An 18,426-nucleotide genomic window follows, 5' to 3' on the forward strand; every position below is an offset into this window, starting at 1 on the left:
TAAAAACCAAAAGATACTAATATGAATATTCTTGACGATTTAAAACTACAATATAGATTGGGCGGCATTGCAATGCGTGTTATTTACTGGAACGTTGCTTGTTTTGCGATCTCATTAGTATTCTTTTATCAATATTCAGGAGGAGGTTTTGTTTATCCAAATTGGTTGGCGTTATCATCAGACCCCAACGTGTTTTTGTTTAAGCCCTGGACATTTTTAACGTACGCATTTTTTCATGCATCATTCTGGCATTTATTGTTTAATATGATGGTTTTGAATTTTGCCAGTAATTTGTTTTTGACATTTTTTACACAGAAACAATATTTAGGTTTGTACCTTTTAGGGGCGATTTTTTCTGGTGTAGCTTTTGCTTTAAGTTATTATTTTTTAAATATTTCGGCTCCTATTATTGGGGCTTCGGCTGCGATAATGTCTGTTTTGGTTGCGGTTACAACCTACCAGCCTTTAATGAATGTGCGCCTGTTGCTTATTGGCAATGTTAAGCTTTGGCATATTACGGCCGTAATTTTGGTTCTTGATTTAATGCAGTTCCGTTTAGATAATACCGGCGGTCACATTTCGCATTTGGCGGGTGCTCTTTTTGGTTTTATTTACATAAAGTTACTTCAAAATGGTACAGATTTAAGCATTGTTATTTCCAGAACATTAGATTTTTTTACCAATCTATTTAAAAAATCCCCTTCGACCCCTTTCAAAAAAGTTCATAAGAATTATAAAAAACCTACAGAAAAAGTTACATCAAGAATTGTTGCGAAAGATAAAACGCAACAGCAAATAGATGAAATTTTAGATAAAATTAGCCAATCCGGTTATGATTGTCTGACAAAAGAAGAAAAAGAGTTTTTATTTAAAGCTGGAAAATAATCCTTTTAGCATAGAAATATGAAAAACCTTTCGTGGTTTAATAAAATAATGTTCTTTTTGAATATAGTGCTAACTGTAGTGACATTTAGTATTTATATTTTACCTTTTTTAGCACCTAAAAGTTTTCCGCTTTTATCGGTGCTCACGCTCTTTATGCCCGCCTTTTTTGTACTCAATGGCTTGTTCTTTGTCTATTGGGCAATTCAGTTTAAAAAACGCCTTATTTTATCTGGTTTGGTTTTGTTGACCGGAATTACATTTATAAGCAAGTTTTATAAATTCTCGGCCAAAGAATATGTAAAAGATGAAAAGGACTTTTCTATAATGAGTTATAATGTGCGTCTCTTTAATGTGTTTAAATGGTTGGATCGTGATGATATACCATCTAATATTAAAGCTTTTATCGACGAAAAAGATCCGGATATAATCTGTATTCAGGAATACTCAAACTCTGCTCATATCGACTTAAAAGTATATCCGCATCGTTATATTTTTATTGATGGAAACCAGATTAAAACAGGACAGGCTATTTTTTCTAAATTCCCTATTCTGTACGAAGGAAATATTGTTTTTCCCAATTCAGACAATAATGTAATCTATGCAGATATAAAACGTGGTAAAGATATCATCAGGGTCTACAATATGCACTTGCAATCGATCAAAATTTCGCCTGATGTAACAGATATTTCGAATAATATTGACAATGTTAATCAGGAAAAATCACAGCTTATTTATACCAGAATAAGCAAGGGGTTCAGGCAACAACAAGAACAGGCAGAGATTTTTAAAGAAAATATTAAAGAATGCAAGAATCCAATTATTATTTGTGGAGACATGAATAATAGTCCGTTTTCGTATGTTTACCGAAGCATAAAAGGAAAGTTGAAAGATGCTTTTGAAGAAGCAGGACAAGGTTTTGGAGCCACGTATAAGTTTCGATATTATCCCGCCCGAATTGACTATATTTTTACAGACAGTAAAATGAAAGTGAAACAATTTGAAAGCTTTTCTGATTTCGAAAATTCAGATCACTATCCCATCATGACCAGACTTTCGATGGAGTAAGAAACTTAAACTAGTTTTTGTGATTTTAAATAATCCATAGCAAATTTACCTTCGTTAAAAAGTAAATCCAATACACTTAAATTGTTGATAAAACCGTGTTTATCATCAAAAACCTGTGTGTATTTTTCGAACGAATTAGAATCTTTTTTTCCATTTGCCAGCATTCTGAAATCCAGAACATTTTCTGTTTCGGCAAAGTATTCAGTAGTTTTATCGTATACTAATTTCATTCGTAAACACTTTGTCAGGATGTCCAGAACGTCCAGATTTAAATCCATTAAAAAAGTATGTTGTTTTTCGAAAACAGGACGAATGTCATCTTCAAAAAACTCAAAAAAAGGAGAACTCCTATATCCGGCTTCCAAGGATTTGAAATGTTGTTTCTGCCAGTCAAATTCATTTTCAATACGAACATCTTTTGTTTTTTGATGTGGTGTTTTCGAATGTTTGACCGGGATATTCAGTAGTTGAATTCCGTTTGGACTATAGATATAAGCGCGGTTTCTATTGGTTTGTTTCTGAAAATTATCTTCCATTTCAAAAGTAATATTTTCAGATTGTGCGATAACTGCAAAGTGGCTAATCGACGGAAAATAAGTAGGAAGTAATAGTGCGTTCATTTTGATTTTAGTTTAATCGGTAAATCGTTCTTTTTAAGAGACGATTAAACGATTTATCAGTTCAACGAATTAACGTTTTTATGCTTTATTTTCTTTTCTTTTTCTCCAGAAGTATTCACCAACAAAATATAGGGCAAGAATAAATAAGAAGTATTTAAAGTAAGATTGTGGTTGTCCTTCGCCATCAACAGTGGTAAAAACTCTGTTCCAACGAATTTTGTTGATTCCTTTTCCGTTTGTATCCCAGCTCATCCAGATAAAAACAGGTTTTCCTACGATATGATTCTCAGGAACATAACCCCAATAACGGCTGTCTTCAGAGTTATGACGGTTGTCTCCCATCATCCAGTAATAGTTCTGTTTGAAGGTATACGTTGTCGCTTGTTTGCCATTGATCAGGAAATGAGAACCTTCTAATTGCAAAGTGTTTCCTTCGTAATTAGTAATGATTTCTTTGTAAAATGGCAAAGATTCATTTGTTAAGGCTACGGTTTTTCCAGCTTCAGGAATATAAATAGGGCCAAAGTTATCCTGACTCCATTTATTGATATGAGGGAAGATCGCATTGTCGTTTCCTCTGTCAATTTCTCTCTTTACAGCAGTAACTCCGGGAGTATTTTTCAAACGTTCTGCACTCGCTTCTGTTAAAGCTCTAAAATAGATTGTATCTCTGCTGGCAGGATTTTTTAGGTAAGCACCATCTGTAACATCCAATTCTTTCATGATAGATTCGATATCGATAGGTGTTTTTCCGTCTAATGCTACAGTGTAGGAGTATTGAGGTTTAGCACGTTCCGGTAAAACTAATTTTTTGCCGTTAATGAAAACAAATCCGTCTACGATTGATAAACTGTCACCAGGAATACCAACACATCTTTTTACGTAATTTGATTTTTTATCGATAGGTTTTATAACTCCCGGTCTTCCTTTTGGCTCATAAAAATAATGAACGGTATCGACAGGCCAGTTGAAAACAACAATATCTGTTCGTTTTATTTTTTCTAAAGCCGGAAGTCTGAAATAAGGCAATTGAGGCCAGCTTAAATATGATTTTCTTTTTAAAAATGGTATTGTATCATGAACCATTGGCAATGCAACGGTGGTCATAGGTACTCTAGGGCCATAATTTACCTTGCTTACAAATAAGAAGTCACCAATCAATAACGATTTCTCTAATGATGAAGTTGGTATTGTATAAGGTTGTACGATATAAGTATGTACTAATGTTGCTACGATAATAGCAAAAAGTAAAGAACTTATAGTGTCTGCGGTTTTAGTTTGCGGTGATAATGATCTATTGGCATTGTACTCTAATTTTTGAGTATAGTTGACATAATAGATGTAAAAACCAAAAGTAAAAATCCCTAATAAGGTATCTAAAGTAGATTTTTTGCCAAATGTTCTTAAGGTTTCTACCCAAACAACAGGAAACATAATCAGGTTAATAATCGGAATAAAAAGTAACAGAGTCCACCAGGTAGGTCTATTAATTATTTTCATCAAAATTATTGAATTGTAAACCGGAATTGCCGCTTCCCAACTTTTTCTTCCTGCTGCCTGATACAATTTCCAGGTTCCCAGAAAGTGAATTACCTGTACGGCTAAGAAAAATGCAAACCAAAGATATAGTGTCATAATATTTTGTTTAAAGTTTCAAGTTTTAAGGTTTTTTTACCCTAAAATTTTAATCTGTTTATTTCAGGTTTAAAACATCTTTCATGCTGTAAATTCCTGTTTTACCAGCAAGCCATTCGGCAGCAATTACAGCTCCTAAAGCAAAACCTTCACGGTTATGAGCAGTATGTTTTAATTCGATACTGTCTACAATAGAATCGTAAGTCACTGTATGAGTTCCGGGAACATCACCAATTCTTTTTGCTTCGATATGAATTTCGTTTGTTTTTGCCTCGTCCAGTGTCCAGTTTGCATAAGTACTGTTTTCGATAACACCTTTGGCCAAAGAAATAGCTGTTCCGCTTGGAGCATCTAGTTTTTGGGTATGATGAATTTCTTCCATCGTTACATTATACGAATCAAATTGGGACATGATTTTAGCCAGGTATTCATTTAATTCAAAGAAAATGTTTACCCCAAGGCTAAAATTTGAACTTGAGATGAATCCACCTTTTTTTTCGTTGCAAAGTGCAATCATTTCGTCAAAATGTTCCAGCCATCCCGTTGTTCCGGAAACTACAGGGACATTATTATTAAAAGAATTCGAAATATTGGCTACTGCTGCAGTTGGAACGCTAAAATCGATTGCAACGTCAGCAGTCGAAAGTCCGTCATAACTATTGAATTCGTCTTTCTTTAAAACAATTTCATGACCTCTTTCTAAAGCAATTCGTTCAATTACTTTACCCATTTTTCCATATCCTAAAAGCGCAATTTTCATTTTGTATCTATTTTTGAATTTAAATAGTAAATGCTATTTAAAAGTGGTAATTAAAAGTTAGTCCAACGTTTGGTCTAAAAGTTACATCGTCAGGATAAATTTCCGGGCGCAATGATAATCTTTCGTTTACGTTAAATTGAATTAAAGCGGCATCAACGTTGGCATCGATAATGTTTAAAACATAAAAACCTACAACAAACAAAGCAGATAAATCTCTGTTTCGCTGATAAAATTTCTGACCAGCAACAAGTCTGCTTTCGTCAAGAAATTTATATTTATCATCAGTGTAGCCTTCTAGTCTTCGTTTGTAGGCATCGCGATAATCGTGGTATTTTTTATTGTTATCAAGATAAAAGTATAAACTTGTACCAATTGCTCCGTAAACCAATGGTATTTTCCAGTATTTTTTATTGTATGCCTGACCTAAACCTGGTAAGATTGCAGAGTAAAAGGCAGCTTTTGCTGGTGTAAGCGGATCTATTTCTTGTAACTTGCTAGTGTCTTTAACAACCAAAACCGTGTCTTTTTTTACCTGAGCAAAAAGAGAAACGGTTCCTATGAGAAAGAACAACAAACTTATGGGGACAATTTTATTCACTATCCGTTTATTAATTTTATAATTCTGTTAAAGTCAGCTTCTGAGTTAAAAGGAATTGTAATTTTTCCTTTTCCGTTGCCAGCGACTTTTAAATCAACTTTCGCACCAAAATAATCATTAAAAGTATTTTTTTGTGTTTCCTTAATGACAAATGAAGATTCCGCTTTTGGTTTTCCTTCAATTTTTGGTTTTAAGCTTTCGTGATAATTTTTTACTAATGTTTCTGTTTCACGAACAGATAAGTTTTGGCTCACTATCTTTTGGTAGATATCCGTCTGAATGTCTAAATCTTCGATATTGATAATTGCTCTACCATGACCCATACTGATAAAACCATCGCGAATACCTGTTTGAATAATGGGATCCAGTTTTAAAAGACGTAAATAATTGGCAATTGTAGAACGTTTTTTTCCAACACGCTCGCTCATTTGTTCCTGCGTCAATTGAATTTCGTCAATTAAGCGTTGGTACGAAAGTGCGATCTCAATTGGATCTAAGTCATGACGCTGAATGTTCTCTACCAAAGCCATAACCAATGATTCGTTGTCATTGGCAATACGAATGTAGGCAGGAACATGTGTTAAGCCTACTAAAGTCGAAGCGCGTAAACGACGCTCTCCGGAAATTAGCTGGTATTTATTAAAGTCTAATTTTCGAACAGTAATAGGTTGAATCACACCAAGTTCTTTAATAGAAGTGGCTAATTCTCGTAACGATTCTTCATTAAAATTGCTTCTGGGCTGAAACGGATTTATTTCTATAGCACTTATTTCAAGCTCTATGATGTTTCCAACAACCTTGTCAGCATTTTTGTCTTCTACTGATACAATGTCGTTTTCCGGATCTTTTAATAATGCTGATAATCCTCTTCCTAAGGCTTGTTTTTTAATTGCTTTTGTCATAAAAACTATTTGCTGTTTTTCTTTATAATTTCTTGCGCTAAATTAATGTAATTAACGGCTCCTTTGCTGGTTGCGTCATAATTAATGATGCTCTCGCCAAAACTAGGTGCTTCGCTTAATTTTACATTTCGCTGAATAACGGTGTCAAAAACCATATCGTTAAAGTGTTTCTGAACCTCTTCGACAACCTGATTTGATAAACGCAATCTCGAATCGTACATTGTTAGTAACAATCCTTCGATATCAAGATCCGGGTTGTGTATTTTTTGAATACTTTTTATCGTGTTCAATAATTTCCCTAATCCTTCAAGTGCAAAATACTCACACTGAATTGGAATAACTACTGAGTCAGCAGCTGTTAAAGCATTCAAGGTTAGTAAACCTAATGAAGGTGCACAGTCGATAATGATGTAATCATACTCGTCTTTTACACTTTCTAATGCTTTTTTAAGCATGTATTCTCTGTTTTCTTTATCAACCAATTCGATTTCGATGGCAACAAGATCAATATGAGCAGGAATCACATCAACATTTGGAGCTGAACATTTTACAATGGTTTCTTTCGGGGTGTGGCTGTGTTCAAGTATTTGGTATGTACCAATCTCAACAGATTCTACATCAATACCAAGGCCAGATGTAGCATTAGCCTGAGGATCAGCATCAATTAATAATACTTTTTTTTCTAAAACACCCAATGAGGCCGCAAGATTTACAGATGTAGTAGTCTTTCCAACGCCTCCTTTTTGATTAGCAATCGCAATGATTTTGCCCATTTATTTTTTGAATTTTGAACCGTAAAAATACGATTATTTATGGTTTTTGAAAATCTATTTTGTTAACATTTGTGAAACTCCGTTTAATCGTTGTTTGGTGCGTGTTTTGCGGAATTTAATTTCGATTATAATCAAAAAAAGTAACGAAAATTCGTTCTATTTGATTCTTGTTTTTAGTGTAAAAAAGACAATTCACAGCTCATGTCTGTAAAAAGTATTTTACTATTAAATTTGTTTTACTTTTCGATGATCTCGATCGTTACATTCATAGCCCCGCTTTTCTTGTTTGAAGCAATGTCCATAAAAGCTTTTTTAGAAAGGTCGATTTCACGGCCATTGACAAAAGGACCTCGATCCGTAACTTCTACAATAACAGATTTTTTATTGAATTCGTTAGTGATTTTTAGTTTTGTGCCAAAAGGAAGTTTTTTATGAGCAGCGGTTAATTTGTTATTGTCGAATCTTTTGCCGCTTGCTGTTTTCCTGCCATTAAATTTATCATGATAGTAAGAAGCGTGAGCACTTTCTTTATAGACTTTATTATTCTCTGTTTTGGTCGTCTCTTCGATGCATTGAGGTGCTTCTTGTGCCTTGGCAGTCAGTGTTATAGCGAAGATGATATAGAGTAGTATTTTTTTCATTTTTATCCTTTCTAAATTTTGTGCAAAGAGAGCCAATTATTCAAAATTAGATTGATGTCTGAAGTCATATTAATGCTATAAAAAGACATATTTGATTAGGATTATTTTTAATTATCAACCAAAATACACTTCATGATAATAGTCAGTTTTATTGCTCTAATCTTTGTTTAAATTCGATGATTAATCTAATGCATTGACCTCTGGGACTTTGGTTTTACGAGGACTTTTGCATTACTAAATCTATTATCTAATGAAAAAAGTTATTTTGTTTCTGTTAGGAATGGCATTTGTAGGCTGCAAAAAAGAATCGTCTGAATATGATTTCTCAAAAGCTCCGGTGGTCGAAAAATCAGCATTATTAAATAAAGCGTCTAATTTTTTTAAATCTGTTTCAACTGTATCTGAAGAAAACATATCGCAGGAAAAAATTGATCTTGGTAAGAAATTATTCTATGACAAAGCCTTGTCGAAAAACGGAACGATCAGTTGTAATTCTTGTCATAATCTTGCTGCTTTTGGTGTCGACAATAAGTCATTATCTCTTGGAGACAGTAAAGAACTTGGCGGGCGTAACTCTCCTACTGTAATTTATGCTTCGCTCCATTCGATGCAATTCTGGGATGGTCGTGCCAAAGACGTAGAGGCACAGGCAAAAGGTCCTTTGTTGAATCCTGTTGAACACGGAATTCCGAATGGAGAATTTCTGGAGAAAAAATTAAGAGCCATTCCGCAATATCAAACGATGTTTAAATCGGTATTCCCTAATGACAAAGAGCCCATTACTTTTGACAATCTTGCAAATGCGATTGGTGCTTTTGAACGAAAGCTTATTCCTAAAAGTAAATTTGATGAATATTTAGACGGAGACGAATCTGTGCTTAGTGATCAGGAAAAAAAAGGGCTGAATTCTTTTATAGATAATGGTTGCGTTACTTGTCATAGCGGTGTGGCTGTTGGAGGGCAGATGTTCCAGAAATTTGGAGTTTTTGGAGATTATGCTAAAATGACCGGAAGTAAAAAAATTGATAAAGGACTTTATGACTTAACGAAAAAAGACGCAGATCAATTCCTGTTTAAGGTTCCGGGTTTAAGAAATGTAGAAAAAACAGCTCCCTACTTTCATGACGGCTCAGTTGCTTCGCTTCATGAAGCGGTAAAGATGATGGGTAAGTTGCAATTGAATAAAGATATTTCGGATAAAGACGCAAATGATATGGTCGCGTTCCTGAAAACTTTGACTGCTGATGTTGATGTGAAGTACAAGGAATAAAAAATCCAAAAAAAAAAGTCTTTTCAAATAGATGAAAAGACTTTTGTCGGGGTGGCAGGATTTTAATGTGCGGCCTTCCCGATTTTCAATCGGGACGTTATAACGGTTCTGCTGTATCTTACTGTTTTAATTTTAAGGTCAGAAGTTTAGTCCAAAAAAAAAGTCTTTTCAAATAGATGAAAAGACTTTTGTCGGGGTGGCAGGATTACATGCCTATTCCTTAATTCGTTGATTTTATTGGTGTTCTCAAGTATTTTTCCAAAAAGGGTAGCCGAATAGGTCTCATTTATAATAACTTAACTTATATCCCTTTGTTTCCTTAATCAATTTAACCGCAGTCAGTCAATGTACTTTCATCTTAGTAAATGTATGAAAAATGGAATTAAAATACATTCAAAAATTGAGTTTTCTTTAGTATATTTTTAATATTTCTATTGAAATCTCTAGATGAAATAATAAAGGATGTTTAATGATTATAGATATTAAAGCCAATGCTTCCTTAATGCACGCGAAACTCAAAGCGATGCTCAAAGTTTTTTTAAAACAGTATTAATTTACGACATTTTTTTATTAGATAGTTGACAGTCGTCTATTGTACAATTGTCTACTAAATCGGATTTTGGCTACATGGAAGATGTTAGAATAAAATTTGGCGCAAAAATCAAAGCATTAAGAATATCAAAAGGTTATTCTCAAGAAAAACTTGCTGAACTCGCTGATTTAGATAGAACTTACATTCCTGGTATAGAAAGTGGAAAGCGAAATGTTTCAATAATTGTAATTGAAAAAATAGCGAAAGCTTTTCAACTTTCAATCTCTGATTTGACAAACAGCATCTAAACATTAGATCTTATTGTCAAAATTTCGGGACTCATTCTACATTTTAGCCACAACTAATCTAATAAAAATTCAATGTCATTAAATCCATTACTAGAAGAATTAAAAAAACTGAGGGATTCATCAAAGTACGCAGTGGCGCAAGGTGCTTATTCGAACTTAAATGAATTTAAAAAGTATCTACACATTGAGCGGGACGTTGAGAAAAAATTAAAAAAAATCATATCAGGAGCAAGTGAAAAAGATAATGCGCAATTATTGCTAGTTTGTGGCAATGTTGGTGATGGAAAATCACATATACTTTCGCATCTCCATGATGAGCTAAAAAGTGTTATCGCAAAATTTAGAATTCATAATGACGCGACAGAATCCCATAATCCAAATGAATCCTCCAATGAAACACTTTATAAGTTATTACAGGGATTTAATGATGAAAATATAAATGCTTCAAAAGACAAAATTATTCTAGCTATAAATCTTGGTACTTTAAGTAAGTTTATTGAAGAATTTGGTGAAGAATTTAAAATCTTAAAAAACTATATTTCATCGAGTAAAATATTAGATACAGATTTAATTCATGATGATGAATTTAATAGCAAAAGTAATTTTCATCATGTGAATTTTACTGATTATCACATGTATTCATTGACAGAAAATGGCCCTACCTCTAATGTCATTTCTACTCTCCTTGAAAAAATAGTTACTGCAAATGAAGAAAACGCTATACACAAAGCATATATAGAGTATAAAGTTATTAGTTCTGAAAAAGTATATTGTCCAATACTACACAATTATGAATTTCTCTTTAGTGAAAATAATAGAAATATAATATCACAACTCATAGTAAAGTCCATAATTAAAAGTAAAGAAATAGTTTCGATTCGTACTTTATTAAACTTTATATATGATATAATTGTCCCGGTTGATCTTTCTGTTCTTAATGATGTTCACTATTTCAAGGCAATTGAAAGAATGGGTGGTCCTCAATATATATCAAATTTAATTCCCAACTATTTATTTGAGCATCCAGAGCTTTCCAGTTTATTTGAAAAAATTGAAAGTTTAGACCCTTGCATCTATAGAGATGCTGCTACCGATGATGTTTTATTGACCTTGATAAATGCTGAGAATACACTTGATATTTTTTCAAAACATATTGATAAAAAATATTTGGAGAAAATTGAACCAAAACTAGCAAAGGTCATAATTTCAAAACCTGAACTCTCTCGTTTCTTTATGAGGTTAAACTATTTTAGTAATTATTTTGAAAAAAGTTATTTGAAGGATGCTGATTATAATGAGTATTTAATTTGGCTCTTCCATTATAATAATCACAATCCTATTTACATTAAAAAAATATATAACCTTGTTGAAAATGCGGCAAGGAATTGGAATGGAGACCCAAAAGCAGATGACAAAGTCGTTATAAATGTTGGAAAAAAACAGACTCAATATAGAGTATTTAAAGATTTTGAAGTCATTCCAGATGTGAATCCATTAAAAGAAAAAAACGATACCGTTATTAATAAATTCACACAAGAATTTTCGTTGTCCTTTAGAATAAATAATGAAAAAGAAAGGATAAGAATTCATGTAGATTTCAGTTTGTTTAAAATACTAAAAATGATTTCGCAAGGATATAGGCCTAATAAAAAAGACAACAATAACTATGTTTATTTTGTTAATTCCATCAATACTTTAATCAATCAGAACAACAATAAAGCCGCATTGTATATTGACGAAGTTAATATTGGAAAACCGGTTGATTATAAATTTTCCAAAGACTCTTTTAGTGGTTATAAATTTCAAGTGATATGATGCAAATAGAATTAAATAAAGCCGGATCAAATAGTCTTGAAAAAAGATATTTGAAAAACAAGACCTTTAGTCATGTCACTGGAAATCAAATAAGATTATTGCCTTTTAAAACCAATCCTAGCGGCGATACTTTTACTGAAGATTTCAAATCTTTTCAAGGTATTATTGGTGAATTATTTAGAATTTTGAATAATAAAACTCAAATTGAGTTAAAGCAAAGCAACAGTTCCTTCAAGCTTGAACTTAAAGAAACTATTGTAAAGCAAGCCATATCTAAAGTCGAAACTCAAAATATTGAGGAATTAAAAAACATGCTTACCAAAATATTTTTTGATGAAGAAAATGGATTGATAAAATTCAACATTAAGACTCTTTCTTATATGAATTTTATCAATTCTAATAATGCCATCAGAGAGGTTTCGAAATTTATTTTTGATGTTTTTTTAAATGACAATTTTGATCCAAATAGTTTAGATGAGGATACGGATAATGAAAACATTTTACATCAATTAATGCTACAATGTTTACCTGAACTATCAATTTTAACTTCTAAACCAAAGGGTCTAACTTATCAAAATTTATTTCCAGAAATAAAGGATAGGTTTGTTGAAGACTTTGCATTTTTAGCACAAAACAATTCTTTTCTATTAAAGCACGTTGAAGACTTTTTTAAATATTATTATTTTCATTATTTAAGCCAGTTAATACTTCGTTTTAATGATTTTGGAACGACCAAAGCAAAAATAAAACCTATCTATTACACAATGGATTGGGAAACCATATCAGAAACAAGATTATTAAGTCATACTGTTGGTTGGAAACAATTAAATAAATCCTCGGAATCTATTTTTGCACATGTTAACACTTTAGAATTATTGAATTATATCTATGTTGATGGAAAACTGGTTCAAGATTATCAAAACATTAGAAGTATCTGCAATAGCTTTAATTATGATGAAAAAGAAAAATTTCAAGGTTGTATCAGTGAACTAATCAATTTTTACACAGAAAATATTACCGTTTTTGACACAGGAAAAAATTGGATAGATTGTGATCGTCTATTAGAGCTTGATTTATTTTATAAAAATCTTTCAGATAAGATATCTCAAGATATATATTCGCTTTGGTTTAAAATAAAATATCAGTTTGAAAACTCGTCCAGAAGCAAACCTTATAGCGACTATTCTAAGTGGTACTCCCAGTTTGGTAAAGTGAATTTCACTAAGTTCAGAGGTAGATTAGGTAACACAACTGTCTTATCGCAAGAACTTTTATTGTTCCTAACGAGATTATGCATCGGAAGCGATGATAAGATCCGCTTAAAAACATTATGGGATAAATTTAAAGAAAGGGGAATTGTCTTTGATGAAACGACAAAATTGGAAATTACCAAATTGTATGAGAAAATTAATTTAATAGAGAAAAAAAGTGATAGCGGAGATGCACAATACGTCAAGTCAACTATATAAATATGTTTCTGATTTAATAATCGGATATTTTATTTCACAGAAAATCCAACCTGGGGATCGTTTCAATCTATATCTGGAAGACAAGGAAAATATTGAATTTCTTTATGAGTCGTTGAATCATCCTTCGACGGTAGCTATTGAACCATTTTCATATACTCATCCTGAAGGAGGCGAAGCTTATACTACTTTCTGCTTATTAATCGATAATACTAAAGTAATTATTGCCTCCAGTACTTTCGCTTCTGAGGATTATTTTACCATGCTCAGAAATAAAGTAGCTGATCAAAATGATATTTTTGAAGGAACTGCCATTCTAATATTATTTAGCGGAAAATTGGATAGCTTGTTAGGTGGTAGCGGTAGTTTAATTAAGGAAGGGATGCCTTTGCATTATTCAAGATTTAAAAATCAAATTGAATATGATATTGAAAATAATTCTACTTTAAAAAAGTACGAGAAGCTAATTTTAAAATCAGTATTAGATAGAAAAACAAAAAGTGTTGTTGAAGACAATAACTCTATTTTTGATTATGAACAGGTCATTAATTCACTGCAAAAAGGCACAATTGATTTAAAAGATTATCGATTTTTAGGACTTTTCCCGCAAGAAGAATTAGGTAGTAAACATGGAGACCTCACAAAAGATTTGATTAGCAACTTTAGTCTTTATGAAAAATTTGAAAATATTTTTTTAAACGGAAATCCTGCTTCGGATTTAGAGCAAGATTTACCGAGCACAGCGCTCACCAGAATTATAAAAGAGGACTGGCATGACTTTGATTATTCGGAAATAGTTAAATGGATGGATAAGGAGAAAGAAAAAGCCCCGCCTGTCTTTCAAAATATTGAAGGGGACAATTTACTGCAAACCATATGGTACAATACCGATGGTGATTCAGTATCTAAAAAGAGGAATGTAAACCTCATTGTATTTAATACTTCATTGGAACTTCCATTCAAAATTTATGTAAAATATGATCAATTTATAAAAAAGGAAGGGCTTAGCATTAAGCACGGTTCAAAAAACATTAGTGCAGCCACTAGCGGATTCAGTATCGTTTTAGAGTTTAAAGAATTCGATGCTCAGAATTTATTTACTTTAATTGAGTACAAAGATTCTGAAACCGACAAAAAGTATGTAATCAAGATATTGCACCTACCATTTAATCCAAATATCATTTCGCAATTTGAAGGAAACTTTCAATTAAACATACAGAAATCGAACTCTTACCTCCAAATAAAAGAAAGTCCATCATTAGTTTTTAACCCAGATGGTGAAATACTTACTACAGAACTTTTAAGTTTGAACAGAACTTTTGAAATAAAAGAAGAAAATAAATTAATAATAAACAATGATTATTCACTAGCTCAAGAGGACCTAATTCATTTTAAAATAGAATTATTTGATGTTGTAATACCTATTGCTTTCAAAACAGATTTTGAGGCACCAAAACCAGTATCAGGACTTGATGTATGGAAAGAAAAAAGAGTTAATTGCCTTGATTTTAAATACAAAAAGGAAGGAACTATAATAAAATTGTTGTTTAAAAATAATGAAAAAACAGTTAGTGGTGAATTTAGAAATAATCTGATTCAGGAAGAACAGATTATAAACTCTGAAGGATATTCCTGGCTCTTAGGTAATGAAAATAGCATTTCAAATAATGACTTAGAATTAAGTGATGACGTGAAATTAGCTTTTAATAAACTCAGAGCTTATTACAAAGTTAAAGAAACCCAACCTAGTTTAGTATACCTGAATGAAGAATTGAAGCAAATTGCAATTGAATATGTTAGCTGCTTTATAATGCAATTGGAACAGTTAGAGGAAAACAAACCGTTAACGTATAAACAGAAAAACCTCTTATGGTTAGGTGTGGTCAAGGAAATTGGAGGTGAAGAAAAAATTAAATTTAGTCCCTTACATCCCCTCAATGTAGCTTATCAACTTCAATTAAATAATGATTTAAAAAGTGAAGAAATTTACAATGCTATCTTAAAACGTTTAAGTCCTACTAATTTGATTCCTTATATCGAAGGAAAACCAAATGAAATCTATATACCGATTGAATCGAGTCATTCTCCTGAATGGCTTTATTACACCGTCTATTTAAACTCAGAGCAAGCTGTTCCAAAAAGCTTTGTATCTAATTTAGTTACTGATAAGATTAAAGACTTCACCACAAATTTTGAATTTCTTTTTGATCAATCTAAAAAATCCCCTATAAAAATCAATGTAATAAATCTTGGCGATTGTAGAGAAGTTGTAGATGGGATATTTGAATATTACAGAAAATACTTGAACAGCAACCTAACTAAACGTTTGACTGATTTGCTGCCTATTGAAGTAAGCATTTATGGCTCTGAAAAATTAGTTACTAAATTTGAAGAACTTACTTTTTACGAAAAGGTTGATGATATAGAAAAACATTTAAAAATAGAATTGAAAACGAAAAATTTTGAAAAGGAAGACCTTTTGAATTTCTTTCTCGAACGAGTAAAATTTTATTCTAAAAAACAGCCGACAAAAGCAGAGAAGTACGAGTACGCCCATATTACTTTTTATCAGTTTGATGTAACTAAAACTGAAAAATCGTATGATGAAATGAGTTTGGTGAAAACAGGTATTTCATTTAATGGCTTAATGGCTGATGTAGCCTCTACTCCAGGACCAGAAAATTACAGGACTGGATTTGGTACTATGGATTTGCCTGAAAATCAAAATGAATTAATAAAACTTACTTCTTTATTTAATTCATTTGTTCGTGTTGCATCTAATAATCACCCTTATGGACGTAATAATGCACTTTGTACCACAATTGATTATGATATTAAAAAGCAATTAGAAAAGTTATATCATGACTCACAATGGGTAACATATATTGATCCTAAAGTTGACTTAGATTTTTTTAAGGAGAATAAGGATTTAGTTATTATTCATTATAGTGACCAATACAATAATTCTAATGGATATGATGCAATAACCGTTAGCCGTAAAACCAGTCAATATGAATTTGTAGTAAAAGAATTTTTAGAGAAACATCAAGTCCAATTTAATGCGGTTACAGATACAATTAATATTATTAATTTTTTCAATGCTATTAATGGCGAATGGCTATTAAAGCTAATTCGTCAACATAGCCAGTTCCCAAGAGAAAAATTAAGCCTTTTGTCTGGTATTAAAAGTTCATTAACTTTTTTACATCATCCTAATATTATTTGGATTCCAATCTCATTGGAAGAAATTTTAAGAGTTTCCGGTAATGCCGGCTTAAATATGGGTGACGGTTTATTTTCTACTAAAAATCTTGGGGCAATAGGTTCTTTTAGTGACGATTTATTATTTATTGGACTGGAAGAATTAGACAATCAATTACTAATGCATTTATATCCTGTCGAACTAAAAATTGGTGGGTTAGGTATTGTAAAAAAAGGGATTGACCAGGGTAGACGCACCGCTCATTTACTTTATGAACATTTAAACAGAGAAGGCTTCTTAAGTGAGTTTTATAAAAATTTCTTTGCCAAAATTGCCCTTACCAATGCGGAAAAAATGAAACTTTTTCACGTGTGGGATAATCAAAACTGGGATAGTATTACCAAAAATTATCGTAATGATTTATTGAATAATAATTTTACAATAAGCAATCGATTAAACAATACTATTGGAATTTTTGGATTGATTCATTTTGGGAATGATGTATTTAAAAGAAAATTACGCATTACCGAAGAGTATATGCGGGTAGATTTACAAGAAGCTGATGGTTATAACTTTCTTGTAAAATCAATCGACGATTTAATTCACCTCTTTCATAACACAGAAACTACAATTGATAAAGACAGCTTGTTAGTAAATGCCTTTTCAAATGCAAATTTAGAAATATTTACACATATTGCCCCTGTAGTTGATGGACCAATTATGCAAGACTACCTTAGTACAGATGAACAGGATATTGAACCTACAGAGAATGTTAAATTAGATGAAGATCCTTTAGTTTATAACAGTGGTGAAGGAATCGAGATAGAATTTGGTACTGATTTAAATAGTTTAAAAACTATTTATTGGGAGCCTAATAATACCAACAAAGTAATGCACACTAATACTGGTATTATTGGTACAATGGGGACAGGGAAAACACAATTTACTAAATCGCTGATTACTCAATTAAATACTGATTCAAATAAAAATATTGGAAATGAAAAGCTAGGGATTTTAATCTTCGACTATAAAGGTGACTATATTAAAGAGGACTTTGTATCTAAAACTAATGCCACGGTATTAAATCCTTACCATTTGCCATACAATCCATTGGCACTCGACGCTACAGAGATATCAAAACCTATGTTGCCTCTTCATACAGCTAATGATTTAAAGGAGACTATTTCCAACGCTTTTAACTTAGGGAATGTGCAAAAACAACGATTACGCGACGTTATCGTTGAAGCTTATGAAGATAAAGGCATTCTTAAAGCCAATAAAGACACCTGGACACGTAATCCTCCAACTTTAGGGGACGTCTGTGATATTTATTTGGGAAGTGAAAAAAACTCTCAGGACAGTTTGTACGCTGCTATTTCTAATCTTTCTGAATTTGAAATTTTTGAGCCTGATGTTACCAAAACACAGTCGCTTTATTCCTTAATCGAAGGCGTAGTGGTAATTAATTTGTCAGGCTATGATGAATCTATTCAAAACTTGATAGTGGCTATTACGTTGGATGCTTTTTATACTCAAATGCAACGCCACGGCCATAGTTTAATAAGGGGAAATAATCGCCAGATAAAGAAGATGATCTTGGTAGACGAAGCTGATAATTTCCTGAGTAAAAATTTTAATTCTATCCGCAAAATATTAAAAGAAGGAAGAGAATTTGGTGTTGGAACAATACTTTCCACTCAATTTTTAAACCATTTTGCTACTAGTGAAAATGAATACTCCAATTATATTCTAACTTGGGTTATCCACAGAGTAAATGAAATCAAAATGAAAGAGGTGGAATCTCTATTTTCATTAGACAGTAAATTACAAAAAGAGAATTTGATTAAAACCATCAAAGGTTTAGAGAAGCACCAAAGTATTATAAACCTGGCAGGATCTGATCCAATATTGATTAAGGATAAAGCATTTTGGGAGTTATTAATTGAATAATTAA

General features: G+C 32.0%; 14 protein-coding genes. 7 read left to right on the forward strand and 7 right to left on the reverse strand.

Going from position 1 to position 18,426, the window contains the following annotated elements:
• Nucleotides 1-21: 21 nt before the first annotated feature.
• Nucleotides 22-885 (forward strand): rhomboid family protein, encoded by an 864-nt coding sequence (locus B0A64_RS05525; protein WP_089478516.1) that lies wholly within the window; start codon nt 22-24, stop codon nt 883-885.
• Between the two features lie 18 nt (nt 886-903).
• The gene (locus B0A64_RS05530) at nt 904-1,950 is read left to right on the forward strand and encodes an endonuclease/exonuclease/phosphatase family protein (protein WP_165769765.1); all 1,047 of its coding nucleotides are present in this window, start codon (nt 904-906) and stop codon (nt 1,948-1,950) included.
• A gap of 5 nt (nt 1,951-1,955) precedes the next feature.
• Here the strand turns inward: B0A64_RS05530 and B0A64_RS05535 are convergent, their stop codons facing one another.
• The 7 genes from B0A64_RS05535 to B0A64_RS05565 form a co-directional block, all read right to left on the reverse strand.
• On the reverse strand, nt 1,956-2,570 hold the full coding sequence (locus B0A64_RS05535) for a WbqC family protein (RefSeq protein WP_089478517.1): 615 nt from the start codon (nt 2,568-2,570) through the stop codon (nt 1,956-1,958).
• Nucleotides 2,571-2,648: 78 nt separating this feature from the next.
• Entirely contained in the window at nt 2,649-4,205 is a 1,557-nt protein-coding gene (gene lepB, locus B0A64_RS05540) for a signal peptidase I (RefSeq protein WP_089478518.1), read from the reverse strand.
• Between the two features lie 58 nt (nt 4,206-4,263).
• On the reverse strand, nt 4,264-4,965 hold the full coding sequence (gene dapB / locus B0A64_RS05545) for a 4-hydroxy-tetrahydrodipicolinate reductase (RefSeq protein WP_089478519.1): 702 nt from the start codon (nt 4,963-4,965) through the stop codon (nt 4,264-4,266).
• A 37-nt stretch (nt 4,966-5,002) separates the two neighbouring features.
• Nucleotides 5,003-5,563 carry a DUF5683 domain-containing protein gene (locus B0A64_RS05550; RefSeq protein ID WP_089478520.1) on the reverse strand — a complete coding sequence of 187 codons (561 nt, stop codon included), beginning with the start codon at nt 5,561-5,563 and terminating at the stop codon, nt 5,003-5,005.
• Nucleotides 5,563-6,465, reverse strand: coding sequence for a ParB/RepB/Spo0J family partition protein (locus tag B0A64_RS05555; RefSeq protein ID WP_089478521.1), 903 nt, complete (start codon nt 6,463-6,465; stop codon nt 5,563-5,565). Before B0A64_RS05555 ends, B0A64_RS05550 begins: the two co-directional genes overlap by 1 nt.
• Nucleotides 6,466-6,470: 5 nt before the next feature.
• Nucleotides 6,471-7,238 (reverse strand): ParA family protein, encoded by a 768-nt coding sequence (locus tag B0A64_RS05560; protein WP_089478522.1) that lies wholly within the window; start codon nt 7,236-7,238, stop codon nt 6,471-6,473.
• A gap of 236 nt (nt 7,239-7,474) precedes the next feature.
• Nucleotides 7,475-7,879, reverse strand: a complete 405-nt coding sequence (locus tag B0A64_RS05565) for a septal ring lytic transglycosylase RlpA family protein (protein ID WP_089478523.1) — start codon at nt 7,877-7,879, stop codon at nt 7,475-7,477.
• A gap of 250 nt (nt 7,880-8,129) precedes the next feature.
• On the opposite strand from B0A64_RS05565, the gene B0A64_RS05570 reads away from it, so the two are divergent.
• From B0A64_RS05570 to dptH, 5 genes are all read left to right on the forward strand, one after another.
• Nucleotides 8,130-9,149 carry a cytochrome-c peroxidase gene (locus B0A64_RS05570; protein WP_089478524.1) on the forward strand — a complete coding sequence of 340 codons (1,020 nt, stop codon included), beginning with the start codon at nt 8,130-8,132 and terminating at the stop codon, nt 9,147-9,149.
• A 627-nt stretch (nt 9,150-9,776) separates the two neighbouring features.
• Nucleotides 9,777-9,989 carry a helix-turn-helix domain-containing protein gene (locus B0A64_RS05575; RefSeq protein ID WP_035620570.1) on the forward strand — a complete coding sequence of 71 codons (213 nt, stop codon included), beginning with the start codon at nt 9,777-9,779 and terminating at the stop codon, nt 9,987-9,989.
• A gap of 72 nt (nt 9,990-10,061) precedes the next feature.
• On the forward strand, nt 10,062-11,804 hold the full coding sequence (dptF, locus tag B0A64_RS05580; protein ID WP_089478525.1) for a DNA phosphorothioation-dependent restriction protein DptF: 1,743 nt from the start codon (nt 10,062-10,064) through the stop codon (nt 11,802-11,804).
• On the forward strand, nt 11,801-13,273 hold the full coding sequence (gene dptG / locus B0A64_RS05585; RefSeq protein ID WP_089478526.1) for a DNA phosphorothioation-dependent restriction protein DptG: 1,473 nt from the start codon (nt 11,801-11,803) through the stop codon (nt 13,271-13,273). Before dptF ends, dptG begins: the two co-directional genes overlap by 4 nt.
• Nucleotides 13,245-18,422, forward strand: a complete 5,178-nt coding sequence (gene dptH, locus B0A64_RS05590; protein ID WP_089478527.1) for a DNA phosphorothioation-dependent restriction protein DptH — start codon at nt 13,245-13,247, stop codon at nt 18,420-18,422. The genes dptG and dptH overlap by 29 nt, the downstream gene beginning before the upstream one ends.
• Nucleotides 18,423-18,426: the final 4 nt, after the last annotated feature.

This window comes from Flavobacterium araucananum (genome assembly GCF_002222055.1).
GTDB classification, from domain to species: Bacteria; Bacteroidota; Bacteroidia; order Flavobacteriales; family Flavobacteriaceae; genus Flavobacterium; species Flavobacterium araucananum.